The 25345-nt window shown below is 65.9% G+C and carries 26 protein-coding genes and 1 pseudogene; 18 read left to right on the top strand and 9 right to left on the bottom strand.

Features of this window, described 5'->3' with window-relative positions:
- The first annotated feature begins 12 nt into the window (after positions 1-12).
- The 5 genes from K3U96_RS21380 (at position 13) to K3U96_RS21360 (ending at position 5418) form a co-directional block, all read left to right on the top strand.
- Positions 13-1206: a phosphatase PAP2 family protein gene (locus K3U96_RS21380; RefSeq protein ID WP_084222882.1), complete on the top strand. Its 1194-nt coding sequence runs from the start codon at positions 13-15 to the stop codon at positions 1204-1206.
- A gap of 153 nt (positions 1207-1359) precedes the next feature.
- The gene (locus K3U96_RS21375; protein WP_220691006.1) at positions 1360-2988 is read left to right on the top strand and encodes an acyl-CoA dehydrogenase family protein; all 1629 of its coding nucleotides are present in this window, start codon (positions 1360-1362) and stop codon (positions 2986-2988) included.
- Complete coding sequence (locus K3U96_RS21370) at positions 2985-3923, top strand: crotonase/enoyl-CoA hydratase family protein (RefSeq protein ID WP_220691005.1); 939 nt, start codon at positions 2985-2987, stop codon at positions 3921-3923. Before K3U96_RS21375 ends, K3U96_RS21370 begins: the two co-directional genes overlap by 4 nt.
- Positions 3924-3943: 20 nt before the next feature.
- Positions 3944-4657 (top strand): PaaX family transcriptional regulator C-terminal domain-containing protein, encoded by a 714-nt coding sequence (locus tag K3U96_RS21365; RefSeq protein ID WP_230982230.1) that lies wholly within the window; start codon positions 3944-3946, stop codon positions 4655-4657.
- On the top strand, positions 4654-5418 hold the full coding sequence (locus tag K3U96_RS21360; protein WP_220691004.1) for a crotonase/enoyl-CoA hydratase family protein: 765 nt from the start codon (positions 4654-4656) through the stop codon (positions 5416-5418). The genes K3U96_RS21365 and K3U96_RS21360 overlap by 4 nt, the downstream gene beginning before the upstream one ends.
- 85 nt (positions 5419-5503) lie before the next feature.
- Here the strand turns inward: K3U96_RS21360 and K3U96_RS21355 are convergent, their stop codons facing one another.
- Positions 5504-5905, bottom strand: coding sequence for a DUF3060 domain-containing protein (locus K3U96_RS21355; RefSeq protein ID WP_220691003.1), 402 nt, complete (start codon positions 5903-5905; stop codon positions 5504-5506).
- Positions 5902-6276, bottom strand: coding sequence for a DUF3060 domain-containing protein (locus K3U96_RS21350; RefSeq protein WP_069407791.1), 375 nt, complete (start codon positions 6274-6276; stop codon positions 5902-5904). The genes K3U96_RS21355 and K3U96_RS21350 overlap by 4 nt, the downstream gene beginning before the upstream one ends.
- 88 nt (positions 6277-6364) lie before the next feature.
- On the opposite strand from K3U96_RS21350, the gene K3U96_RS21345 reads away from it, so the two are divergent.
- From K3U96_RS21345 to tuf, 7 genes are all read left to right on the top strand, one after another.
- A complete protein-coding gene (locus K3U96_RS21345; protein WP_220691002.1) occupies positions 6365-6898 on the top strand; it encodes a DUF3558 domain-containing protein in 534 nt (177 codons plus the stop codon).
- A gap of 2 nt (positions 6899-6900) precedes the next feature.
- Positions 6901-7425: a DUF3558 domain-containing protein gene (locus tag K3U96_RS21340; protein WP_220693625.1), complete on the top strand. Its 525-nt coding sequence runs from the start codon at positions 6901-6903 to the stop codon at positions 7423-7425.
- Positions 7426-7505: 80 nt separating this feature from the next.
- Complete coding sequence (locus tag K3U96_RS21335) at positions 7506-8114, top strand: TetR/AcrR family transcriptional regulator (RefSeq protein ID WP_220691001.1); 609 nt, start codon at positions 7506-7508, stop codon at positions 8112-8114.
- Between the two features lie 289 nt (positions 8115-8403).
- Positions 8404-8778, top strand: a complete 375-nt coding sequence (gene rpsL / locus K3U96_RS21330) for a 30S ribosomal protein S12 (protein ID WP_003886828.1) — start codon at positions 8404-8406, stop codon at positions 8776-8778.
- Positions 8778-9248 carry a 30S ribosomal protein S7 gene (rpsG, locus tag K3U96_RS21325; RefSeq protein WP_069407795.1) on the top strand — a complete coding sequence of 157 codons (471 nt, stop codon included), beginning with the start codon at positions 8778-8780 and terminating at the stop codon, positions 9246-9248. The genes rpsL and rpsG overlap by 1 nt, the downstream gene beginning before the upstream one ends.
- A 74-nt stretch (positions 9249-9322) precedes the next feature.
- A complete protein-coding gene (gene fusA, locus K3U96_RS21320) occupies positions 9323-11428 on the top strand; it encodes an elongation factor G (protein WP_084223737.1) in 2106 nt (701 codons plus the stop codon).
- A 168-nt stretch (positions 11429-11596) separates the two neighbouring features.
- Positions 11597-12787: an elongation factor Tu gene (gene tuf / locus K3U96_RS21315; protein ID WP_069407796.1), complete on the top strand. Its 1191-nt coding sequence runs from the start codon at positions 11597-11599 to the stop codon at positions 12785-12787.
- A 110-nt stretch (positions 12788-12897) separates the two neighbouring features.
- Here tuf and K3U96_RS21310 read toward each other — a convergent pair whose 3' ends face one another.
- Genes K3U96_RS21310 through K3U96_RS21280 form a run of 7 tightly spaced genes read right to left on the bottom strand, consistent with a single transcriptional unit; the run spans position 12898 to position 19448 of the window.
- Positions 12898-13689, bottom strand: coding sequence for an alpha/beta hydrolase (locus tag K3U96_RS21310; protein ID WP_220691000.1), 792 nt, complete (start codon positions 13687-13689; stop codon positions 12898-12900).
- Entirely contained in the window at positions 13686-14828 is a 1143-nt protein-coding gene (locus K3U96_RS21305; protein WP_220690998.1) for an acyl-CoA dehydrogenase family protein, read from the bottom strand. The genes K3U96_RS21310 and K3U96_RS21305 overlap by 4 nt, the downstream gene beginning before the upstream one ends.
- 2 nt (positions 14829-14830) lie before the next feature.
- Positions 14831-16393, bottom strand: coding sequence for an AMP-binding protein (locus K3U96_RS21300; protein ID WP_220690997.1), 1563 nt, complete (start codon positions 16391-16393; stop codon positions 14831-14833).
- Between the two features lie 5 nt (positions 16394-16398).
- Positions 16399-17550 carry a thiolase family protein gene (locus K3U96_RS21295; RefSeq protein ID WP_220690996.1) on the bottom strand — a complete coding sequence of 384 codons (1152 nt, stop codon included), beginning with the start codon at positions 17548-17550 and terminating at the stop codon, positions 16399-16401.
- Positions 17543-17920 (bottom strand): PhlB family protein, encoded by a 378-nt coding sequence (locus tag K3U96_RS21290; RefSeq protein WP_220690995.1) that lies wholly within the window; start codon positions 17918-17920, stop codon positions 17543-17545. Before K3U96_RS21290 ends, K3U96_RS21295 begins: the two co-directional genes overlap by 8 nt.
- Positions 17917-18705 carry an enoyl-CoA hydratase/isomerase family protein gene (locus K3U96_RS21285; RefSeq protein WP_220690994.1) on the bottom strand — a complete coding sequence of 263 codons (789 nt, stop codon included), beginning with the start codon at positions 18703-18705 and terminating at the stop codon, positions 17917-17919. Before K3U96_RS21285 ends, K3U96_RS21290 begins: the two co-directional genes overlap by 4 nt.
- Positions 18702-19448 (bottom strand): SDR family NAD(P)-dependent oxidoreductase, encoded by a 747-nt coding sequence (locus tag K3U96_RS21280; protein WP_230982229.1) that lies wholly within the window; start codon positions 19446-19448, stop codon positions 18702-18704. Before K3U96_RS21280 ends, K3U96_RS21285 begins: the two co-directional genes overlap by 4 nt.
- A 172-nt stretch (positions 19449-19620) precedes the next feature.
- Here K3U96_RS21280 and K3U96_RS21275 point away from each other — a divergent pair, with 172 nt between their 5' ends.
- The 6 genes and pseudogenes from K3U96_RS21275 to K3U96_RS21245 all read left to right on the top strand — a co-directional run bounded on the left by K3U96_RS21275 (position 19621) and on the right by K3U96_RS21245 (position 25241).
- Entirely contained in the window at positions 19621-20220 is a 600-nt protein-coding gene (locus tag K3U96_RS21275) for a TetR/AcrR family transcriptional regulator (protein WP_220690993.1), read from the top strand.
- 112 nt (positions 20221-20332) lie between these two features.
- Positions 20333-21172, top strand: a complete 840-nt coding sequence (locus K3U96_RS21270) for a cutinase family protein (RefSeq protein WP_372515017.1) — start codon at positions 20333-20335, stop codon at positions 21170-21172.
- A gap of 170 nt (positions 21173-21342) precedes the next feature.
- Complete coding sequence (locus tag K3U96_RS21265) at positions 21343-22173, top strand: SHOCT domain-containing protein (RefSeq protein WP_220690992.1); 831 nt, start codon at positions 21343-21345, stop codon at positions 22171-22173.
- A 72-nt stretch (positions 22174-22245) separates the two neighbouring features.
- The gene (locus K3U96_RS26960; protein ID WP_230982228.1) at positions 22246-23322 is read left to right on the top strand and encodes an amino acid permease; all 1077 of its coding nucleotides are present in this window, start codon (positions 22246-22248) and stop codon (positions 23320-23322) included.
- 69 nt (positions 23323-23391) lie between these two features.
- A pseudogene (locus K3U96_RS21250) lies at positions 23392-24348 on the top strand (arginine deiminase family protein); the annotation flags it as partial.
- A gap of 38 nt (positions 24349-24386) precedes the next feature.
- On the top strand, positions 24387-25241 hold the full coding sequence (locus K3U96_RS21245) for a mycofactocin-coupled SDR family oxidoreductase (protein ID WP_220690991.1): 855 nt from the start codon (positions 24387-24389) through the stop codon (positions 25239-25241).
- Positions 25242-25345 lie beyond the last annotated feature (104 nt).

Genomic DNA, 25345 nt, shown 5'->3' with positions numbered 1-25345 from the left:
AGATTCAACGGAGTGTCTGCGGTTGACGAGTCGTCAATTGCGTCGCAGCCTGCCATCGAGGCAGACGAGACGCGGGAACGCCGACTCAGGTATGCGCGCCGGATCGCGGTTGCGATATGGGCTGCAGTCGTCATATACCGCACGGTCACCGAGGGTTTTGCGTTCAACCGCGAGCTGGTGCTGCTCTACATCGCCACCGGTCTGCTGGCCGCGAGCATCGGTCAGGTCCGCCGCATGCTCTATGTCATCCGCGACTGGCTGCCGTTCGCGTTGATCCTGATCGCCTACGACCTCAGCAGGGGCGCCGCGGACATGATCGGGCGACCGACGCTGTGGGAGTGGCCGGCCGACGCCGATCGTTGGCTGTTCTTCGGCACCGTACCGACCGTGTGGCTTCAGGAGCAGCTCAAACAGGGACATCCGCCGTGGTGGGAAGTGGTTCTGAGCTGCATCTACATGTCGTTTTTCATCCTGCCGTACGTGGTGGCCGGGGTGCTGTGGCTGCGTGAGCGCGCGGAGTGGAAGGCGTTTGTGCGGCTGTTCGTCGGCTTGAACTTCGTAGGCCTGGCCATCTACGCCCTGGTGCCGGCCGCGCCGCCGTGGGCAGCGGCCCGGTGCACCCCCGCCGATGTCGAAGGAGGGCCCGCCTACGCGCGCTGCATGTTCGGCTCGGCGCGCGGCGTGCCCGATGGCGGTGTGCTCGGCGCGATGCAATCCAGCCAGGACGGGGCGAACCAGTGGATCGAGCGGATTGTCGGCCGCGGCTGGGGCAACCTGAACATGCACACCGCCAGCGCACTGCTCGATGCGGGCCAAGCCAGTGTCAACCTGGTGGCAGCGATTCCGTCCCTGCACGCGGGCATGACCGCGGCCATCGCAGCCTTCCTGTGGCGTCGCGTACACCGGGCGTGGCGTCCACTGCTGGTGGCCTATGTGCTGCTGATGGCCTTCACGCTGGTGTACACCGCCGAGCACTACGTCATCGACATCCTGCTCGGTTGGGTCCTGGCTGCCGCGATCATCGTCCTACTCCACCGTTACGAGGCGTGGCGACGGTCCAGGGCGTTGCGCTCGGCGAAACGTTCGGTCGAGATGGTCCCGTTGTACGACCGACCGGCCGAGCCCGAGCCTGCGGTGGACCCCCAGCCGATCCCGGATCCGGAGCCGCGTCGCCACGACGTCGTCGCCGAACTCGACTCCCGCTGACATGGGAACGGACGTCCTGCTCACCGTCGTCGGTGTCCTCGGCGTCGTCGTCGCGGCGCGGTTCTGACGTTGGAATCCGACCGCGCCCAGGGGTGAGCCCCCCCATGCATTACCTACATTGTTCAGTCGTCGAAAAAGTGTAATAGTGGCGGTATGCCAGACACGCACGTCGTCACGAACCAGGTCCCGCCCCTGGAGAACTACAACCCGGCCACGTCACCGGTGCTCACCGAGGCGCTGATCCGCGAAGGCGGGGAATGGGGCCTCGAGGAGGTCACCGAACTCGGCGCGCTCGCGGGTTCGCAGCAGGCGCAGCGCTGGGGTGAGCTGGCCGACCGCAACCAGCCGATCCTGCACACCCACGACGCCTACGGGCACCGCGTCGACGAGGTCGAGTACGACCCCGCCTACCACGAACTGATGAAGGTCGCGATCGGCCACGGCCTGCACGCCGCACCGTGGGCCGACGACCGGCCCGGGTCACACGTCGTGCGCGCCGCCAAGACCTCGGTGTGGACGCCCGAACCCGGCCACATCTGCCCCATCTCGATGACATATGCGGTCGTCCCCGCGCTGCGCCACAACCCCGAACTGGCCGCGGTCTACGAACCGCTGCTGACCAGCCGCGAGTACGACCCGGAGATGAAGGTGCCCGCCACGAAAGCCGGCATCACCGCGGGGATGTCGATGACCGAGAAGCAGGGCGGCTCCGACGTGCGCGCCGGCACCACCGAGGCGGTGCCCAACGGTTTCGGTAGCTACAGCCTGACCGGCCACAAGTGGTTCACCTCGGCACCGATGGGCGACATCTTCCTGGTGCTCGCGCAAGCGCCCGGCGGGCTGAGCTGCTTCATGCTGCCCCGGGTGCTGCCCGACGGCAGCCGCAACCGGATGTACCTGCAGCGGCTCAAGGACAAGCTCGGCAACCACGCCAACGCCTCCAGCGAGGTCGAGTACGACGGCGCGATCGCGTGGCTGGTCGGCGAGGAGGGCCACGGGGTGAAGACCATCATCGAGATGGTCAACCTCACCCGGCTCGACTGCACGCTGGGCAGCGCGACCAGCATGCGCAACGGCCTGGCGCGCGCGATCCACCACGCGCAGCATCGAAAGGCGTTCGGGGAGTATCTGATCGACCAGCCGCTGATGCGCAACGTGCTGGCGGACCTGGCCGTGGAGGCCGAAGCCGCAACGATTGTCGCGATGCGCATGGCCGGTGCCACCGACGCCGCGGTGCGCGGTGACGAACGCGAGACGCTGCTGCGCCGCATCGGCCTGGCCGCCAGCAAGTACTGGGTGTGCAAACGCGCCACCCCGCACGCCGCTGAAGCGATGGAGTGTCTTGGCGGCAACGGCTACGTCGAGGACTCCGGCATGCCGCGGCTGTACCGCGAAGCCCCGCTGATGGGTATCTGGGAAGGTTCGGGAAATGTCAGCGCGTTGGATACGCTGCGCGCCATGGCAACCCGACCCGAGTGCATCGACGTGCTGTTCGACGAGCTGGCTAAGGCCGCGGGCACCGATGCGCGGCTGGACGCATACGTCGACGGGTTGCGCAGGGACCTGGGCGATCTCGAGACCATCGAGTACCGGGCACGCAAGGTCGCCGAGGACATCAGCCTGGCGCTGCAGGGTTCACTGCTGGTGCGGCACGGGCACCCCGCCGTCGCCGAGGCGTTTCTGGCGACGCGCATGGGCGGTGCCTGGGGTGGCGCGTTCGGAACCCTGCCCACCGGACTGGATCTCGCCCCCATCATCGAGCGCGCGCTGGTAAAGGGATGACGCACGCGATCAGGCCCGTCGACTTCGACAACCTGAAGACGATGACCTACGAGGTGACGGGCCGGGTCGCCCGCATCACGTTCAACAGGCCCGAGAAGGGCAACGCGATCGTCGCCGACACACCTTTGGAACTGTCGGCGCTCGTCGAACGCGCCGACCTGGACCCCGACGTGCACGTCATCCTGGTCTCCGGTCGGGGCGAGGGCTTTTGCGCGGGCTTCGACCTGTCGGCATATGCCGAGGGGTCGTCCTCGGCGGGTGGCGGCAGCCCCTACCGCGACACCGTGCTGTCGGGTAAGACGCAGGCGATCAACCACCTGCCCGATCAGCCGTGGGACCCGATGATCGACTATCAGATGATGAGCCGGTTCGTGCGTGGGTTCTCCAGCCTGATGCACGCCGACAAGCCCACAGTGGTCAAGATCCACGGTTACTGCGTGGCAGGCGGTACGGACATCGCCCTGCACGCCGACCAGGTGATCGCCGCCGCGGACGCGAAGATCGGCTATCCGCCCACCCGGGTGTGGGGGGTGCCCGCGGCCGGGATGTGGGCGCATCGGCTCGGCGATCAGCGGGCGAAACGGCTTCTGCTGACCGGGGATTCGATCACCGGCGCGCAGGCGGCCGAGTGGGGGCTGGCAATCGAGGCGCCGCCGGCCGAGGATCTCGACGAACGCACCGAGCGGCTTGTCGAGCGGATCGCCGCCGTACCGGTCAACCAGCTCATCATGGTCAAGCTGGCGATGAACTCTGCGCTGTACAACCAGGGCACCACCAACAGCGCCATGATCTCGACCGTGTTCGACGGCATCGCGCGGCACACCCCGGAAGGGCACGCGTTCGTCGCGCAGTCGCGCGAACACGGCTTCCGTGCGGCGGTCCGTCAGCGCGACGAGCCGTTCGGCGATCACGGCCGGAAGGCGTCGGACGTATAGCGATGCCGAAGATCTCGCGGATGACGGCCCGCTCCGTCGTGCTGAGCGTACTGCTCGGTGCGCATCCGGCCTGCGCCACCGCGAGCGAACTCGTCCGTCTCACAGCTGATTTCGGCATCAAGGAGTCGACGGTGCGGGTGGCGCTGACCCGGATGGTCGGCGCCGGAGACCTGGTGCGCTCACCGGACGGCTACCGGTTGTCCGACCGGCTGCTGGCCCGCCAGCGCCGGCAGGACGACGCGCTCAACCCGCGTCTGCGCGAGTGGAACGGCGACTGGACGACGCTGGTGATCACCATCGTCGGCACCGACGCGCGCACCCGGGCCGCGCTGCGAACAGCACTGCAACGTAACCGGTTCGCCGAGCTGCGCGAAGGTGTGTGGCTGCGCCCCGACAACCTCGACATGGTTTCCCCGGCCGATGTGCTGGACAGCGTCCGGGTGCTGCGTGCGCGTGACGCCGACCCGGCCGGCCTTGCCGCCCAGCTGTGGGACCTGGCGGGCTGGGCGGTAGCCGGTCGCCAGCTGCTGGACGACATCACCGGCGCCGCAGACGTTCCCGAGCGGTTCGTCGCGGCAGCCGGTATCGTCCGTCACCTGCTGACCGACCCCGTGCTACCTGCCGAGTTACTGCCCGACGACTGGCCCGGCGCGACGCTGCGCGAGGTGTACACGAGCTTCGCCGCGGAGTTGAGTGCGCGGCGCGACAGCTACCAACTGATGGAGGCGACATGACCGGTGGAGTGCGGGTCGAACGTGACGGCGCGGTGACGACCGTCATCATGAACCGGCCCGAGGCGCGCAACGCCGTCAACGGCCCTGCCGCCGCTGAACTGTATGCGGCGTTCGACGCGTTCGACAAGGACGACGCGGCGGCCGTCGCGGTGCTGTGGGGGGACAACGGAACATTCTGCGCGGGAGCCGATCTCAAGGCGTTCGGCACGCCCGACGCCAATCCCGTGCACCGCGCCGGCCCCGGCCCGATGGGGCCGAGCCGAATGGTGCTGTCAAAGCCGGTGATTGCCGCGATCAGCGGCTACGCGGTCGCCGGCGGGCTGGAACTGGCGCTGTGGTGTGACCTGCGGGTGGTTGAGGAGGACGCGATTCTCGGCGTGTTCTGCCGCCGGTGGGGTGTGCCGCTGATCGACGGCGGTACCGTGCGGTTGCCGCGGCTGATCGGCCACAGCCGCGCGATGGACCTGATCCTGACCGGGCGTGGCGTCGACGCCTCCGAGGCGTTGGCGATGGGACTGGCCAACCGGGTGGTGCCCAAAGGTCAGGCGCGCCAGCGAGCCGAGCAACTCGCCGCGGAACTGGCCGAGCTGCCGCAGCAGTGCATGCGCGCGGACCGGCTGTCGGCGCTGAACCAGTGGGGCAGGCCGGAGGCCGAGGCGATGGACTTCGAGTTCGGCAGCATGTCGCGCGTCGCCGCGGAATCCCTGCAGGGCGCCGCGCGCTTCGCCGCCGGCGCCGGACGGCACGGCGCCAACGCCTAGGGGCTCACTAGGGGCGCGAGCGTGCGCAACCTCGCGGTGGAAGGCGGCGTTTCGCCCGCAGACACGCACGCTCGCCGGAAAAGAGTCAGCCCTTGTTGATCCGGTTGTCGCGGCCGGTGTCGTTGACTTTCGGGTCGCCGTCGCGGTAGGTGACGGTGTTGTTCAGACCGACGACGCTGAGTTCCTTGTCGATCCGGTCGAACGTGATCTTGTTGTCGGCCCCGCCGATGTTGACGTTCGCACAGGTGCCCTTGACAGTGAGCGTGTTGTTCGAGCCGCCGATGTTGAGCGATTTGCCATCGGCGCAATCGATGTCGGCGGTGGTGCCGAACGAGCCGTAGTTGATGGTGTTGCCGACTTCGACCTGAGCACCCGAGGTGCCCGCGGTGGCCGTGGGCGTATTGGTGTCGGCACTTTCCGAACCGCAGCCCGCCAGCACGACGGCTGCCGCGGCGACGGCGGCGACGGCGTTGCGACGGCGGCTCACGTGGCGATCCGATCGATGTGGTTGGTCATCCCCAGTTCACGTCCGCGGTCCCACACGATCGGTGCGCCGTTCTTGTACAGCACGGTCTGATCCCAGCCGTACACCGTCACATCGTTGATGATGTTGTCGGCCACGACGAAGTTCGAGCTGCCCTGGACGGTTACCGCCAAGCAGGTTCCCAGCGCGGTGATCCGGTTGTTCGCACCGTTGACGAACAAAGTGGCGTTGTTGCAATCGATGGTGTCGGTGACGCCCAACGCGGTCACGTGGGTGTCGCCGTTCTCCGCGCTCGCCGCAGGCATTCCCACCGTCAGCGCGGGCGCGGCGAGCAGGGCCACCGCCAGGGTCTTGGCCACAACAGTCGACGTCATGGGAGGTAAGAGTACGTGGCGAGCCCTTGGCGCGGCGGCGGTTCGCACGAGTCGCCATCGGCTACCGCGCTGGGTAGCGTGAGATGCAATGCGGTGGCGTGTCGATGAGGTTGCTGTCCTAGCGGTTACGGCGGCTATGACCGTTGCGGGCTGCGCGCATACCGTTAGCGGGACCGCCCAGCGGGCCCAACTCGGCGTGCCCGATCCGGACCGCAGCTACGGCTACCTACATGACCGCTGCGGTCTGCTTGCCGACGAGACCGTGCAGCAGACCCTGGGCGCCGAGTCCGTCGTGCGGCCCTACAGCGGCGCCGTCTGCCAGTACGTGTTGATGCGCGGCGACGCCCGCATCGACGTCACGTTCGCCTGGTTCGAAACCGGCAGCCTGGACCGCGAGCGGGCGTTGGCCGACGATCGCGGCGCCGAGGTGACCGACACCGTCATCGACCGGCACTCGGCGTTTCTGGCCCGGCGCGACGTCACCGGTGCGGCCTGTTCGGCCACCGCCGCCGCAGGCACCGGGGTGCTGAGCTGGTGGGTCCAATTGCGTAATCCCTCCGCCGGGGACCCGTGTGGCGACGCCGAAAAGCTGTTGTCCGCCACCCTGCAGTCGGAGATGTGACGATGCACATCCGCGGCGAAATCCTCGGCACGCTTGCCGCCGCGACGGTGGTGCTCGCCGGCTGTGGCTCGGCCGAGCCGTCGGCTGCGCCGCACACCCCGAGCGGGGCGCAGGGCGGCTTTCACAGCGTCGACTGCAACGGGGTCACCGACGCCGACATCGCCAAGGCCGCCGGCCCGGCCATGTTCACCAAGACCGTCGTCAGCGACACCGGCTGCTTCTGGCGGGAGAACACGATGTTCGAGACGGTGGGCGCCGGGATGGGCATTTCGACGTGGTGGTACCGCGGCAGCGACATGGACACCGAGCGCTCGCTGGAGCAGCAGGCCGGCCGCACCCTCAAGGAACTGTCGGTCGACGGCAACAAGGGCTTCAAGGCCTACGACGGCAATGCGTGCAGCATCTACGTGGCCAAGGGCGGCGACGTCATCACGTGGTCGATCCAGACGATGAACCCCGCAACGTTGCCCGACCTGTGCTCGATCACCGAACAACTCGCCCAACTCAGCCAGGAACGCGTGAACTGACTTACGTGACCAGTCAAAACTAGAGGTGTTAGTTTGGCGCTGCCCCTTTTCCGGGTTCTGCGTCAAACGAGGAGAAGCGCATGGCAGCACAGCCGGAGCCGCCGTCTCCACCGGCCCGCAACGCGGGACGGCGACCCGCGCGACTCAGCCGCGATGCGATCGTCAACGCCGCCCTGACGTTCCTTGACCGTGAGGGTTGGGATGCGTTGACCATCAACGCCCTGGCCAACCAACTCGGCACCAAGGGGCCCTCGCTGTACAACCACGTGCACAGCCTCGACGACCTGCGCCGGACCGTGCGGATGCGGGTGGTCGGCGACATCATCGACATGCTGAACACCGCCGGGCAGGGCCGTACCCGCGACGACGCGGTGATGGTGATGGCCAGCGTCTACCGCAGCTACGCCCATCACCATCCGGGCCGGTACTCGGCGTTCACCCGGATGCCGCTCGGCGGCGACGATCCCGAGTTCACCGAGGCCACCAGGGCCGCGGCCGCGCCCGTGATCGACGTGTTGGGCTCCTACGGCTTGGGCGGCGACGACGCGTTCTATGCGGCGCTGGAGTTCTGGTCGGCGATGCACGGCTTCGTGCTGCTGGAAATGACAGGGGCGATGGCCGGCATCGACACCGATGCGGTGTTCACCGACATGGTGATGCGACTGGCTTCCGGTATGGAGCGCCGCTGAGCTATGGTCTGACCTGCAGGAAGGGCCCGCAGGTCGAGTTTGGTTCGGCACGGGCTGCCCTGGTATTGTGGACGATCGTGCCTGGCAGATAAGGCGCCTGCGGCTGCAGATTCCGTAGGCATGCCTGCACGCTGGGCAAATTCGCGCGTCGCCGTGTCCTGAGAATTTAGGCAATGCCTTCGAATTGTCAGGCGGGCGTGCGCGACACACCCGGTTGCGGGGTACGCGAACGGGGCATAACAGCAGTACAGAGACTTAGACAACAGCAGAGAACAGAGAAAGCCGGTAGATGCCAACCATTCAGCAGCTGGTCCGCAAGGGTCGCCATGACAAGGCCGCCAAGGTCAAGACCGCGGCTCTCAAGGGCAGCCCGCAGCGCCGTGGCGTGTGCACCCGCGTGTACACCACCACCCCGAAGAAGCCGAACTCGGCGCTTCGGAAGGTCGCGCGCGTCAAGCTGACGAGCCAGGTTGAGGTCACCGCTTACATCCCCGGCGAAGGCCACAACCTGCAGGAGCACTCGATGGTGCTGGTGCGCGGCGGTCGTGTGAAGGACCTGCCGGGTGTGCGCTACAAGATCATCCGCGGTTCGCTCGACACCCAGGGTGTGAAGAACCGCAAGCAGGCACGCAGTCGTTACGGCGCCAAGAAGGAGAAGAGCTGATGCCGCGGAAGGGACCCGCGCCCAAGCGTCCGTTGGTGAACGATCCGGTCTACGGGTCGCAGCTGGTCACCCAACTGGTGAACAAAGTTCTCATGCGCGGGAAGAAATCGTTGGCCGAGCGCATTGTTTATGGTGCGCTCGAACAGGCCAGGGATAAGACCGGCACCGATCCGGTCGTCACCCTCAAACGCGCTCTCGACAACGTCAAGCCCGCACTCGAGGTCCGCAGCCGTCGCGTCGGCGGTGCGACCTACCAGGTTCCCGTCGAGGTGCGTCCCGACCGGTCCACCACGCTGGCCCTGCGCTGGCTGGTGAGTTTCTCGCGGCAACGCCGGGAGAAGACCATGGTCGAGCGTCTGGCGAACGAGATCCTCGACGCCAGCAACGGTCTCGGCGCCTCCGTCAAGCGACGTGAGGACACCCACAAGATGGCCGAGGCGAACCGCGCCTTCGCGCACTACCGCTGGTGATCGAACCCGCGGCTCCGCGGCCGGCCGGGTTACTGACAGCAACCAAAGCGAACTAAGCGAAAGAGAAGACTTCTGTGGCACAGAAGGACGTGCTGACCGACCTCAACAAGGTCCGCAATATCGGCATCATGGCGCACATCGATGCCGGTAAGACCACGACGACCGAGCGCATCCTGTACTACACGGGCGTCAACTACAAGATCGGCGAGACGCACGACGGCGCCTCCACCACCGACTGGATGGAGCAGGAGCAGGAGCGTGGCATCACGATCACGTCTGCCGCGGTGACCTGCTTCTGGAATGACCACCAGATCAACATCATCGACACTCCGGGCCACGTCGACTTCACCGTCGAGGTGGAGCGCAGCCTGCGGGTGCTCGACGGTGCGGTCGCGGTGTTCGACGGCAAGGAAGGCGTCGAGCCGCAGTCCGAGCAGGTGTGGCGCCAGGCCGACAAGTACGACGTGCCCCGCATCTGCTTCGTCAACAAGATGGACAAGGTCGGTGCGGACTTCTACTTCACCGTGCAGACCATCAAGGACCGGCTGGGTGCCAAGCCGCTGGTGATCCAGCTGCCCGTCGGTGCCGAGGCCGATTTCGAGGGCATCGTCGACCTGGTCGAGATGAAGGCCAAGGTATGGCGCGGTGAGACCAAGCTCGGTGAGACCTACGAGACCGTCGATATTCCGGCTGACTTGGTCGAGAAGGCCGAGCAGTACCGCAACGAGCTGCTCGAGACCGTCGCCGAGACCGACGAGGAGCTGCTCGAGAAGTATCTGGGCGGCGAGGAACTCACGGTCGCCGAGATCAAGGCCGCCATCCGCAAGCTGACGGTGGCCAGCGAGCTCTACCCGGTGCTGTGCGGCAGCGCGTTCAAGAACAAGGGCGTGCAGCCGATGCTGGACGCGGTCATCGACTATCTGCCGTCGCCGCTGGACGTCGAGTCCGTGCGCGGCCACGTGCCGGGCAAGGAAGACGAAGAGCTCTTCCGCAAGCCGTCGGTGGACGAGCCGTTCTCGGCGCTGGCGTTCAAGATCGCCGCGCACCCGTTCTTCGGCAAGCTGACCTACGTGCGGGTGTACTCCGGCACGGTCGATTCCGGATCCCAGGTGATCAACGCCACCAAGGGCAAGAAGGAGCGGCTGGGCAAGCTGTTCCAGATGCATGCCAACAAGGAGAACCCGGTCGACCGGGCCTCCGCCGGGCACATCTACGCGGTGATCGGCCTGAAGGACACCACCACCGGTGACACCCTGTCCGACGCGAACCAGCAGGTCGTGCTGGAGTCGATGACGTTCCCCGATCCGGTGATCGAGGTGGCCATCGAGCCCAAGACCAAGAGCGACCAGGAGAAGCTGGGCACCGCGATCCAGAAGCTCGCCGAGGAGGATCCGACCTTCAAGGTGCACCTGGATCAGGAGACCGGCCAGACCGTCATCGGCGGCATGGGCGAGTTGCACCTCGACATCCTGGTCGACCGGATGAAGCGCGAATTCAAGGTCGAGGCCAACGTCGGCAAGCCGCAGGTGGCCTACCGCGAGACCATCAAGCGCAAGGTCGAGAACGTGGAGTTCACCCACAAGAAGCAGACGGGTGGCTCGGGCCAGTTCGCGAAGGTCATCATCACCATCGAGCCGTTCGTCGGCGAGGACGGCGCGACCTACGAGTTCGAGAACAAGGTCACCGGTGGCCGCATCCCGCGGGAGTACATCCCGTCGGTGGACGCCGGCGCCCAGGACGCCATGCAGTACGGCGTGCTGGCCGGCTATCCGCTGGTGAACTTGAAGCTCACGCTGCTCGACGGTGCCTACCACGAGGTGGACTCGTCGGAAATGGCGTTCAAAGTTGCAGGTTCACAGGCGCTGAAGAAAGCCGCACAGGCTGCTCAGCCGGTGATCCTCGAGCCGATCATGGCGGTCGAAGTGACCACACCCGAGGACTACATGGGTGAAGTGATCGGTGACCTGAACTCCCGCCGTGGTCAGATTCAGGCCATGGAGGAGCGGAGCGGTGCTCGTGTCGTGAAGGCGCAGGTTCCGCTGTCGGAGATGTTCGGCTACGTCGGCGACCTTCGGTCAAAGACCCAGGGCCGGGCGAACTACTCCATGGTGTTCGACTCGTATGCCGAGGTTCCGGCGAACGTGTCGAAGGAAATCATCGCGAAGGCGACGGGTCAGTGAGCATCGAAGGCCGCCTGCGGCCGAGGCGCGAACTGGGCCGGAGCCGAGCAATGGAATCAGCGAAGGCGACGGGTCAGTAATCTCTGACCCGTCGGTTTGGCGGGACCGCACAACTGCAAAGATCAAACCTGCTTACCAAGCACCAACACAGTCCAGGAGGACACCACAGTGGCGAAGGCGAAGTTCGAGCGGACGAAGCCGCACGTCAACATCGGGACCATCGGTCACGTTGACCACGGCAAAACCACGCTGACCGCAGCTATCACCAAGGTTCTGCACGACAAGTTTCCCGAGTTGAACGAGTCGCGCGCATTCGACCAGATCGACAATGCGCCCGAAGAGCGTCAGCGCGGCATCACGATCAACATCTCCCACGTGGAGTACCAGACCGACAAGCGGCACTACGCCCACGTCGACGCCCCTGGTCACGCCGACTACATCAAGAACATGATCACCGGCGCGGCCCAGATGGACGGGGCGATCCTGGTGGTCGCCGCCACCGACGGTCCGATGCCGCAGACCCGCGAGCACGTGCTGCTGGCCCGCCAGGTCGGCGTGCCCTACATCCTGGTCGCGTTGAACAAGTCCGACGCGGTCGACGACGAGGAGCTCATCGAGCTCGTCGAGATGGAGGTCCGCGAGCTGCTGGCCGGCCAGGACTTCGACGAGGACGCCCCGGTCATCCGGGTATCGGCGCTCAAGGCGCTCGAGGGCGACGAGAAGTGGGTCAAGTCCATCGAGGAGCTGATGGAGGCCGTCGACGAGTCGATCCCGGACCCGGTCCGCGAGACCGACAAGCCGTTCCTGATGCCCGTCGAGGACGTCTTCACGATCACCGGCCGCGGCACCGTGGTCACCGGTCGTGTGGAGCGCGGCGTGGTCAACGTCAACGAGGAAGTCGAGATCGTCGGCATCAAGCCGACCAGCACCAAGACCACGGTCACCGGTGTGGAGATGTTCCGCAAGCTGCTCGACCAGGGCCAGGCCGGTGACAACGTCGGTCTGCTGCTGCGCGGCATCAAGCGTGAGGACGTGGAGCGCGGCCAGGTCGTCATCAAGCCGGGCACCACCACCCCGCACACCGAGTTCGAGGGTCAGGTCTACATCCTGTCCAAGGACGAGGGTGGCCGGCACACGCCGTTCTTCAACAACTACCGTCCGCAGTTCTACTTCCGCACCACCGACGTGACCGGTGTGGTGACGCTGCCGGAGGGCACCGAAATGGTGATGCCCGGTGACAACACCGACATCTCGGTGAAGCTGATCCAGCCGATCGCCATGGACGAGGGCCTGCGGTTCGCGATCCGCGAGGGCGGTCGCACCGTCGGCGCCGGCCGGGTCACCAAGATCATCAAGTGATCTAGTCTCTGCGCGTGCGTCCACGCGCAGGCTGCACGCGAAGACCCCCGAAATCGAAAGGTTTCGGGGGTCTTTGCGTCTGCCGCCGTGGCTCGTCGCGCCCGCCGGTGTCAGAAGCCGTGCCGGATGAGCCAGTGCAGCAAGGTATCCGCCGCCCTCCGCCATCGAGTGTCCAGCATCAGATCGTGGGCGAGATCGGGAATCAGCTGCCAATCGGCGCCGTATGCCCGAGCAGTCGCCGCAGTCTCGCGCGCCGTGAACACGGCATCGTTTTCCGCCGCGAGCACCAGCATCGGTATCGCCCGGGGCCGGATCCGAGGGGCACGGAACATGCATTCGAGCAGCGCGCGGTCGCTCTCCTCCTGCAGACAGGAGGCATACCGCCGGACGAGATGCTCTGCCACGTCGGGCGAAAAGAAGAAGCTGCGCGTCACGTCGGGACGGGACAGGTCCGGCGCGAACTTTCCGCGCAGCACGGTCCGCATCATCAAGCCGGGATGTCGTCGTATCGTCCGCGACAGCGTGCCCCATTGGCCGAACGGCGGTGCCGACGCGGCCAATACCGCTGCGGGGGACTCGTACCGCCGCAGATACTGCATCACCACGAACCCACCGAGGGAGTGTCCGATCAAGACCGGAGCGTCGCCGATCCTGGATACCGCGCATCGAACATCGTCGACGTAATCGGCCAGCGACACCCTGCGCAACGAGGTGCTGACCGGGCTGCGGCCGTGACCCCGCAGGCTCACGGCCACCGCCCGATAGCCGTGTCGGGCGAAGTAGCCGAGAAAGTGTTCCTCCCAGCACCAAGCACCGTGCGAGGTGCCGTGGACGAACACCAGTGGTGTCGGGTGCTCCCGGGTCGCGGCACCCGTGTCGATGATCTCGAGGGGGCAGCTCACGGACGCAGAGACCGGATTCCGTTCTCGGCGAGCAGACGCCCGATGACGGTTCGGTGGATTTCGTTGGGCCCTTCGACGATGCGCCACATCCGCACGTCACGGTAGAAGCGTTCGATCGGCAGGTCGGTGCTGTAGCCCCACCCACCGAACAGCTGCAGGACACGATCGGCGATGCTGCAGATCGTGTCGGACGCCAGCACTTTGGTGATGGAACAGCGCATCCGTTCAGCCGCGACACTGTCGTGCTCCCGGATCGCGGTGCCGTAGGTGAGGTTGCGAACCGCTTCGAGTTCGATCGCACAATCGGCCAGCATCCATTGCACCCCTTGATGCTGGGCGAGGGTGGCGCCGAACGATTCGCGGTTGTTCACCTGTGTTACCGCGAGGTCGATGAGTCGCTCGCACACGCCGATGGCGCGGGCGCCGATCTCGAGGCGGGCCGTACCGAGCAGCTGCTGAGCTAGCGCGAAACCCTGACCAGGCTCACCGATCCGATTCGCATCGGGCACCAGGCAGTGTTGGAAGTCGAGTTCGGCCGGCGTCATCGAACCCATTGTGGAAATGCGGCGTACGACGCTGAAGCCCGGCGTACCGGCGTCGACGATGAACGGTGTGATGCCCCGGGTCCCCGCGCTGACCTCCGTCCGCGCGAAAACCACGACGTAGTCGGCGATGTCACCAAAGCTGACGAACGTCTTGCGGCCGTCCAGCACCCAGTCGTTTCCGTTCTGGACGGCCGTTGTCGTCATGTTGCCCGCCGGATCGGTACCGCCGGTCGGCTCGGTGAGGGCGAATGCGCCCAGCTTCTCACCGCGCACTACCGGGAGCAGATAGCGCTCCTGCTGATCCGGTGTGCCCGCGAACAATATCGACAGCGGCTCTCCCATCCGGCCGATCAGATGCGGGCCGAGATGCGATCGGGACAGCTGTTCTATGACCACGATTCGGTCGAGCGTCTCGCCGCCGGCACCGCCGAAGCGCGTCGGTACACCGAGTGCCCACACACCGAGACGCCGAAGGCCCCCGAACAGTCGATCCACGACCTCAGCGGTAAGCGGGTCGTCCTCGTGCGGAATCAGCTCCCGGTCGACGAAATCGCTGACCGCGTCGCGCAGTTGACGCTGCTCGGCAGACAGCATGGCTATCCGCTGATGCTCTGGAACGGATACCTGCCCAGCTCGACATCCCAGGTGCTTTCGGTATCCCAATTCCGCTTGAGTTCAAACTGAATGATTCGCTGCGTAACGGTCAGCGGCAGCTCGCTGACGAGTTCGATGTACCGCGGGCGCATGTACTCCGGCAGCAATTCGCTGGCGATCCGGGCGACGTCGACCTCGGTGACTGCCCCGTGGGACGGGCGCACCACGAGTTTGACCTCCTCTTCACCCAGCGCTGCAGGAACTCCGACGGCCGCGCACTGGGCGATTGCGCGGTGCCCGCAGAGGATATTCTCGATCTCAGCCGACGCGATGTTGACCCCGCGCCGCCGGATCATGTGGCGCAACCGGTCTACGAAGTAGTAGTTGCCGTCGGCGTCGGCGCGTAGCACGTCGCCGGTATGCACCCAGCCTCCGTCGTTCTTCTTGCGGGTGGCTTCCTCGTCGCGGAAGTACACAATCGCCGGCTGGTCGGTGGGCTGCTTGGGCCGAACGATCAGCTCGCCGGGTTGGCCGACCGGGACGTCGGTGCCGTCGGCGGCGACGAGGCGGACTTCGATGTCCGGGCTTGGCTTACCGAGGGAACCGACCGGCGCGTTGCCGAAGTTTGAGAAGGCGCCCACGGTGTCGCTGCCTGAATAGGACTCGATGATCTGGACGTTGAACCGCTTGCCGAACTCCACCCAGATCTCAGCAGGCATGCCGCCGCCCAAGAACGCCTTCAGATCGTGTGCGCCGTCATCGGGATGCGCCGGCTGGTTGTAGATCATCTGGGGCATGGTGCCGAGGTAGTAGGCAAAAGTGCATTTGTGCTCGCGGATATCCGGCCAGAACTTGCTGGCGCTGAAACGACGGCGCAGCACCAGGGTGGCGCCCAGCCGCAGTCCCAGCGACGCCCACGCCAACCCCATCGCATGGTAGGCGGGCGTGGGGATGTAGAAGGTTTCCGCGCCGTCGCGCAGGCCCAGCGCCGCGCCGACCAAAAGTGCCCTGACGCTCGTCGTCTGGTCGAGGACAACTCCTTTGGGGACACCGGTGGTGCCGGAGGTGAAGCTGATGAACGCCGGGTCAGCGCCCGTGCCGGACCGTTGATCAAGCCATGGTGCCGGATCGCGGTGTCCGCTGAGGCCGGCTTGCATGTCGGTGTCGTTTGTCGAGTGGCATTTCAGCGATTGTTCGCACAGCCTTGCCGCAGAGGCGGGGTCGGCCAGGGTCGTGATGGGTTGGGACAACTCGATGATGTGCTGCAGGGCCTGACCTTCGAGGTTGGTATTGACCAGTGCGCCCACGGCGCCGACCGCCTGGACGGCGAGCTGGACAACGAGGAGCTCCGCGCTGTTGGAGATCATGATCGCCACGGTGTCACCGGCCGCGACGCCGATATCGGACAGCCATGCAGCGACCGCGCCCACCCGCCCGTACAGCTGGTGGTACGTCAACGTGGACTGATCGTCGCGAATCGCGACAGCGGAATCCGGGCGGTGGGCGAACGTCGCGATCAGCTCGGCATAGGTACCGCAGAGCGCATCAGGTGTGGGTGCCGTCATCGGTGTTACGCCTCTTTCCGGAGTATCTGCACGAAACAGGTGCCGCCAGCACCGATCATGTGCGCCAAACCAGTTCGTGGACAGGGATGCTGACGATCACCTGCGGACTCACGCAGTTGGTTGACCAACTCGACGATCTGCGCCAGCCCGGTTGCGCCGCCAGGGTGGCCGCGCCCGATCAGACCGCCGTCGCTACTGACCGCCACGCGACCGCCGATGTCGAATTGACCGGCCATCAACTGGATTCCTGCCTGCCCTCGTGGGCACACCCCGAGATCTTCGAGGTACTGAAGTTCCTCGACGCTGAAGGCGTCGTGGACCGCGATCACGTCGAGATCATCGGCGGTGATGCCGGCAGCCTGGTAGGCGACCTGCGCGACGCGAGCGGTGATGCCCGGGTCGGGCGCGCACGCCGCGGCCGGATGCCATTGATCTGTGGCCGACACCGCGGCGGCAACACGTATCGAAGGGCCGACCGGCGCAGGCGCTGCGGTGAGGACGACCGCCGCGGCGCCGTCACCGGTCGGGCAGAATTCCGCGCGACGCAGCGGATCGGCCAACATCGGCGAGGCTTTGATGTCGGCCATCGACAGAGCAGTGTTGCGCTGCGCCAACGGATTGCGGCTGGCGTTGCGCAAGTTCTTCGCCACCACCGCCAGGGCGGCGTCGGCTGGCTCGTCGTACTCGTGCATGCGCTGGCGTTTGAGCATCGCAAACGTGGTCGGGGGCAGGTTCGCGCCGGTGATCGCCGCCAAGGTGGGTTTGGCGGAATGACTTGCCAATTGACCGAGCGCAGCGGTCAGGCTGCCGCAGCCGACCGCGACCGCGCATGACGCGCGGCCCGACGCGACGGCCGCGAACGCATCGGCGAAGGCCGCTGATCCCGTCGCCGATGCGCTCTCCACCGCAACGGTCGGCACACCAGTCCACGTCATCTCGTGCACGATCGACGAGGCCGCACCCAGGTACCCCCCGACCACCCCTGCGATCACGAGTTCGACATCACGCCAGCTGATCTGGGCGTCGTCGAGCGCCATGTGGATAGCTTTGGCACCCAACTCCTGGAACGGCGCATCGTGGTCCCGTGCGAACGGGGTCATTCCGACGCCCGCGACGTAGGCGCGACGACCTGGTGCCGTCGGTGGCTGATCATTCATGATCACTCCGGGTGAAACCGTATCCGGTATAGGCCTCTTGGCCTGCCGCAATCAGGGTCGGTACCAGCACGACCCGGTCGCCGATGTCGGCTTCACCGTCGAGAACGCCTTGCACGATCAGGGACGGGGCCAGCTCGACCCGGGCGATGTTGGCCGGCGAGGCGACGCCGGGCAGCGGTATCGACATGCCGCACCAGGTCCGGACCACCCCGGTCGTCGGGAGTAAACAGTCGCGGGTCTGTTCGCCACAGCGCGCGCACACCGCGCGGGCGGGGAACAGCAGTGCAGTGCAACCGATGCACTCTGAACCGCGCAGTACCACGGTCTCGCCCTCGATTTGCAGAACAGTGGGATCGAAGGGCGGATTCATTTTCCGCACCACGCCGGCGGACGTCGTTCCAGGAACGCGCGTGTTCCCTCTGCCGCATCCGCCGTTCGCTGGATGCGCGCGATGGCTTTTGCCTCGGCATCGATCAACTCGGAAATCGCTGTCGCCGATGTGTCGACAAGCTCTTTGATGGTCTGGACCGCCAGCGGCGCACTCCCGAGGATCGCCGTGACGCACTCAGTCGTCGCGTCGGCCAGTCCCGTGCGCGGAACGACGCGGTCCACCAGGCCCCAGTTGTAGGCGTCCGTCGCCGATACCGGCTCGCCGGTCATCATCATGCGCAGGGCTCTACCTCTGCCGATCAACTGCGGCAACCGGTATGTAGCACCGCCCGCAGGGATCATGCCCACGCGGGCCTCAGGCAGTGCGATCCGCACATGGTCGGCTGCAATGCGCATGTCACAGGCGATCGCGAGTTCTGCGCCGCCTCCGTGGGCGTCCCCATTGAGCACACACAGCAACGGTTTGCGCACCCGCAGGTTGTGCATGATGGTGTCTGGTAGCGGTATCCCTTGCTTGCGCTTCTCGGCGACTTCCCGCGGCAGCGACTTCAAATCCGCACCGGCGCAGAATATCTCGTCTCCGGTGCCGGTCAACACGCCTACCCGCACATCGGGATCGTCATTGAGCCTGTTGAACGCCGCATGCAGACCCTCAAATGTGCTCCAGTCCAGCGCGTTACCCGCTTGTGGGCGGTTCAGCCGGACGTATAGGGCATGATCGCGTTGGTCGACGACGACTGGACCGTGACTATCCGCCATGCTCATACCGCCATCGAGAAGCCGCCGTTTACCGGATACGTTTGGCCCGTGATCCATTCACTGTCGGCACTGGCGAGAAATGCGATCATGGCAGCGGCGTCTTCGGGTGTTCCGAGACGTGCCGCCGGATAGGCGCGCAGGAGCTTGCGTTCCATGTCTTCGGTGATGAACTGTGCGACGCGGCCGTGCTTGAGGGTCCCGAGCGCCACGCAATTGCACGTGATGCCCCCGCGACCCACTTCACGCGCCACCGCCCGGGTGAAACCTGCCGCTCCCGCTTTCGCGGCGGAGTACACGGCGAGGCCGCTTTCGCCGACCCGGGCGGCGTCGGAGATGACCGTGATGATCCGGCCCCACCGACTTGCCAGCATCCCTGGCAACACCGCTCGGGTGCAGTACATGACGGCGTCGAGATTCAGCCGCAGCCACGGCTCCCACTGGTCCGGTTCGGTTTGTGTGAAAGCTATTGGCTCAGCGCCGATTAGCGGAACTCCAGCATTGTTTACCAGCACGTCGACTGGACCATGGCTTTCGACTATCGAGCAGACGGTGTCCCATGAGGTGACATCTCCCACTGCGGCGACACCTGATCCGCCGAGTTCGGTTACCTCGCTTGCCACCCGTTCGGCGGCATCCGGGTCGATGTCGTTCACCAGGACCGTGTGAACTTGGCGGTCACGGACCAGCCGCAATGCGGCCGCCCGCCCAACCCCCGCGCCTGCACCGGTCACCAACGCAACCCGCGACATCCGACCTCCCATTAAGTAAGTAGCTATATACTTATCTGGACCCGTTGTGGCTGTCAACTACCGGCGGCGTTCGGCACCTGCGGACGCGTTCGGTGGCAAATGCTCAGCTACTCTCGTCCGTCAGAACCCCGGAAGGTCATGGTGCGAGATGTCAAACCCGGTACGACGTCGGATGCCGAAATCTGAGCGGCGCGCATTGATCCTGGATGCCGCAAGGGAGGTATTTCTGAGCAACGGTGTCGGCGCGGCCCGCGTCGCCGACATCGCCGACGCCGCCGGGGTCAATTCGGCGCTGATGTATCAGCACTTCAGTTCCAAGGAAGAGTTGTTCAGTGAGGCCGTGGTCTTCCCGCTCGAACAGTTGCTGGCCCGCATCGTGCAGGAGGCTCGTGAACTGTCCAAGGGTGGCGCGGCTGACGTGCCCGAGCGCACCACGGAGAAGTTCATCAAAGAGGTCTTGAGTTTGATGGTCGAACTGAACCCGCTGTTCGGAATAGTGTTGTTCAGCGATCCCGACGCCGGCAAGGCGTTCTATCGAGATCGTCTGGAGCCCAGCCTGGCTGGGCTGATGAACTGGATAGAACGGGCGCTGCCGGGGTGGCAGCACAACGAGTTCGATCCGCGCCAGATGACACTGGCGGTGTTCGGGATGTGTTGGTTCATCGCCTTGGACAGCAGTATGCGCGGAGAGCAGCTCGACGTCTCCGCGGCGGCCAAGCAGTTGACGACGTTCCTGTTCAACGGAGTTCTTGGCCCGCGCCCCAGCGCCTGAACCGCGGTGACTCCCGCAGAGTCGAAACGGCACGGTGAACGTAACGGCCGTGGCCGTCGAACCGATGTACCACCCGAATGTCCCGGTCGGGACGGGAAGGGTTTGGGGTTTGTTGTTCGGTCGCATCACGAGGCTCGCCGGCGCTTTCGCGCTCGCGAGCGCAGCGTTCACTGGTCTGTCGGTAGGCGTCTCGCACGCCGATCCCGGGTGCCCCGACGTGCACTGGTTCGGCGCCGCAGGCTCCGGTCAGCGCGATGGACATCTGAGCGCGAACGCCGGTATGGGCGACGACGTCTACCAGTCCTATCTGGACCTGCAGCGGTTGGTGCAGCGCGACGGGCGCACGATGACGGCCGAGGCCGTGGAGTACCCCGCGGTGGCGGTGCCCGACGACGGCGGCATCGGCGACTGGCTCGGCTTCATGGACAGTGTCGACGCCGGCGCTGAGGCGCTCGGCGCTCAGTACGCGGCCTTCGCCCAGCGTTGCCCAGCCACCAAGGTGGTGCTCGCGGGCTACTCCCAGGGCGCGATGGTGGTGCACCGCAACCTGCACGCGCTCGGCACGAACCCGAACATGGCGGCGGTGTTGCTCATCGCCGACGGTGACCGCCTGCCCGCCGACCCCACGCTCAACATCGGCTCGGTCACGTCGGTGCCCGGCGCCGGAAAGGGCGTCGCGCAGGACTGGCCCATCCTCGCCGGTGCGCCCGCGCCGCTGCCCGCGGCCGTTGGCAGCCGCACGATCAGCGTGTGCGAACTCGGCGACGCGGTCTGCGACTACGACCCGGATGCCGATGAGGTGTCCAAGGTTTCGACGCTCATCCACACCAGCTACACCACCTCCGCGGGTGGGTACCGCTGGACGCAGCCGCTCTACGCCCTCCTGGGGCCCGCGCCAAGGACACCCGAGGCGCAGCCGGTCACCCCGCTGGGAGCGACCCAGGCCCGGTAGCCGCTCGCCGGGCCGACGACACAACCACCACCCCGGCCGTTTCAGCAACCCCGCCAGCACGACGAGAACAAGGCCGTCGTCTCGACGTCACCGATCGACGATACGGCTCACATCAGCCCGATTGGCGATAATCTTCATCCGAGACAGCGTGCGACGACGGGAGCTCGGCCATGTCCACATTCTGGCGCTACCTCCGCATCCAAGCGTTCGTCCTGTTGTGCGGGATCGTCGGGCCGATCTTCCTGGTCATCTACTTCGTCATGGGTGCCGACCCGATGCTGCAGTGGATGTTCTGGACCGGCCTGCTGATCACCGCCGCTGACGTGTTGATTGCGTTGGGAATCACCGCAGTGGGGGTGCAGTCGACAGCCAAAACCGCCGCGCTCGAGCAGGGCGGGGTGCTGGCGTTGGCGCAGGTCGTCGGCATCCAGGAAACCGGTACACGCATCAACGAACAGCCGCTGGTGAAACTCGATCTGCAGATCTCCGGTCCGGGCATCGCCCCGTTCGCCAGCCAGGATCGGGTAATCGCATCGATCTCCCGGCTACCGATGATCACCAACCGCAAGCTGGTGGCGCTGGTGGATCCGATGACCAGCGAGTATCAAATCGATTGGGAGCGCAGCAGTTTGGTCAGCGGCATGATGCCAGCCAACTTCACCATCGCCGAGGACAACCGGACCTATGACCTCACCGGGCAGGCCGGCCCGCTGATGGAGATTCTGCAGATCCTCAAGGCCCACCACATCGGGCTGAACAACATGATCGATCTGCGGTCCAATCCCGGCGCGCGGCATCAGGTTCAGGAGGTGGTGCGACGCGCGGCGGCTCAGCAAACGCCTGCGCAGCAGCCACCGGCCCCCGTCGCCTCCGGCCCGCTGGCGAACCCGGAACCTTCGACCGCGCAACGCCTTCAGGAGCTGGAGACGTTGCGCGCTACCGGCGCGATCTCCGAGGACGAGTACACCGCCAAGCGACAAAAAATCCTCGCCGATCTGTAGGTTTCCGGCGCAGGTCTCGTCGAACTGATAGCGTCCCGCCGTGCCGTACGACGGCGGTGAAGGCGGGCGGTGATGACGGACTCGCCGCAGGATGAGCGAATTCGTGATCCATCGCTGAGCGATGCACTCATCCCACTGATAGCTCTCGCGCTGCTCATCGGGAGCGCGATCGCGTTGTTCGGCGTCGATGCCCTCGACGGGCCCGTTCAGGTGGCACTCGTATTGTGTTGCGCCGTCGCGGCACTCGTCGCGCTGAAGAACGGACACCAGTGGAGCCAGGTTCAGGAAGCCGGTCAGGGCGCGCTGTCATCGATCACCAGCGCGTTGTTCATCCTGCTGGCCGTCGGTGCCCTGATCGGCACCTGGAATCTGTCCGGGACCATCCCGACCCTCGTTTACTACGGCATTCAGGTGCTCTCCCCGGGCTACTTCTCCGTCGCGACCGCGGTCATCTGCGGCATCGTGGCCTTGTCGATCGGCAGCTCATGGACCACGGCGGGGACTGTGGGTGTCGGGCTGATCGGTATCGCGACGATGATCGGGGTGTCGCCGGCCATCGCGGCAGGCGCGGTGATCTCCGGTGCCTACCTCGGCGACAAGCTTTCTACGGCAGCGACGTTTGCGGTGCTGGGCGTGGTCGGCCCGCCGGTCCGGGACACCGTCAGCGAAGAGGTCGAGCTCACCCGGCTCAACGAGATCTTTTCGATCAACGTGCTCAACCTGCTTCCACTGGCGGCGGCGCTGACCTCGTGGCTGCTGGTGGCGTTGTTGTTCGCAGCCGACGCACTGGATTTCATGTTGGACCTGACCGCCGCCCTGTCCCTGATCCCGTATCTGCTCGCGGCGGCCTATGCGCTGAAGTTGACGGCAACACGCGGGACCTACGGTGAGGGTAAATCGGTGGCGCCCGACATGCTCGTCGCCGGTATCGCGACGGTGTACACGTTGTTCCTGCTCTATGCCGCCGGGATGGACAAGCTGCTGCTGTCCTGCATTCTCTACGCGCCGGCCGCTGCGCTGTACTTCAAGGCACGTCGGGAGCGTGGGCTGCGGGTGTTCCACCCCGCGGAAGCGACATTGTTCGGCGTGATCGTGATCGGCGCGGTGGTGGGGGTGGTGTCCTTGGCTACCGGCACTCTGCAAATCTGAGGAACGAGAGGTACGAAAGGTGACCAATCCGTCTGCCGACTACGGCGTCCACTCTGAGGTCGGCAAGCTGTCGGGTTGGTCGAACTGCACGATGTGCTGGCCGAGACGATGAGCGACGCCGACGCGAAAGCGTGGCTGCTGGACCGCAAGATCGTGGCCAACGAAGTGGGGCTGGGCCTGGTCAACGAGACCCGCGCGTTCCTCGACGCACTGCAGCCTCGGCGGCTGGCCGAGCTGTTGATCGGCGGGATGTCCACTCGCGACCTGCCCAAGGACAGGCAATCGGGGTATCGCGCGCTGGCACGCGAAAGCACCGGCGTGGCGGAGTATTTGATGCCACCGCACACGCGCGACACGACCTGCTGGATCTACGGTGGGCTGACGCTCAACCCGCTGTTCTGGCCGGCGCGACACGACGAGACGCTGTTGATGAAGGCCATCTACCAGTTCCACCCCGACTTCGTCGGTCCGCAGGTGTGGCGGGGTGATCCCGAACAGAGCTGGGGCTCAGCGACATTCGAGGGCGGCGACATCCCGGTTCCCGGGCAGGGCGTGGTGATCATCGGTATGAGCGAACGCACGTCCCGACAGGCCATCACCCAGGTGGCTACCGAACTCTTCGCGCAGGGCGCGGCGACAGAGGTGATCGTCGCGGGCATGCCGAAGCTGCGCGCGGCGATGCACCTGGACACCATCTTCACGTTCGCCGACCGCGACGTGGTGACCATCTATCCCGAGATCGTCGACGCCATGCAGACTTTCATACTGCGTCCCAGCGACGCCGAGCGTGGGGTGGATGTGGCCGAGGCGACCAAACCGTTCCTCGAAGTCGTGGCGTCCTCGCTCGGGCTCGCCGAGTTGCGGGTGGTGGAGACCGGCGGCACGGCCTATGACTCCGAGCGCCAGCAGTGGGACAGCGGCAACAACCTGGTCGCCGTCGAACCCGGTGTGATGTTTGCCTATGACCTGCCCGATCATCCGCGACCCCATCAGCTAGCCGGGGGACTAGAACACGTTTCAGTTCTGCTGTTAGCCTGGTCGGCAGCATGCCGAAAGGAGCAGCGGTGACGGCGACGGACGGGCCCCTGACCGGGCGAGTGGCATTCATCACGGGCGCGGCGCGCGGTCAGGGCAGGGCGCACGCGATCCGGCTGGCCAACGACGGCGCCGACATCATTGCGATCGACATCTGCGGCCCGATCTCGGAGACCATCACCTATTCGCTCGCCACCCCCGAGGAACTCGTCGAGACCGTGCGGGCCGTGGAGGCCACCGGCCGCAAAGTGCTGGCCCGCCACGTCGACGTCCGCGACCTGGCCGCGCTGAAACAGGTGGTCGTCGACGGTGTCGAGCAGTTCGGCCGGCTCGACATCGTGGTGGCCAACGCCGGCGTGCTGAGCTGGGGCCGCATCTGGGAGATGTCCGAGGAGCAGTGGAACACCGTCGTCGACGTGAACCTCAACGGGACCTGGCGCACCCTGCGCGCCGCGGTGCCGGCGATGATCGAGGCAGGCAACGGCGGCTCGATCATCATCGTCAGCTCCTCGGCGGGGCTGAAGGCCACGCCCGGCAACGCTCACTACGCCGCGTCCAAACACGGCCTGACCGCGCTGACGAACTCACTTGCCTTGGAAGCCGGGGAATTCGGGATCCGGGTCAACTCCATCCACCCGTATTCGATCGACACCCCGATGGTCGAGAAGGACGCCATGATGGCGCTGTTCGCCAAGCACCCGAACTTCATCCACAGCTTCGCGCCGATGCCCTATCACCCGGTCAACCACCAGGGTAAGAAGGGGCTGCAGGAATTCATGACGGCCGAGGAGGTGTCGGACGTGGTGGCATGGCTGGCCAGCGACGCGTCCGCGACGATCTCGGGTAGCCAGATCGCCGTCGACCGCGGCACGATGAAGTACTGAGCTTTCCCCGGCGAGCAGACGCGAAATCGCACTGAAAAGGCGCGGTATGTGCGAGTTGGTGTCTGCCCGCACCTCGGAAGCCCAGGGTGGCGCACCGTAGGCCG

This window comes from Mycolicibacterium holsaticum DSM 44478 = JCM 12374 (assembly GCF_019645835.1).
Taxonomy (GTDB): Bacteria; Actinomycetota; Actinomycetes; order Mycobacteriales; family Mycobacteriaceae; genus Mycobacterium; species Mycobacterium holsaticum.
The sequence above is the reverse complement of the archived record's forward strand: the minus strand, read 5'-3'. Positions and strand labels throughout refer to the sequence as shown.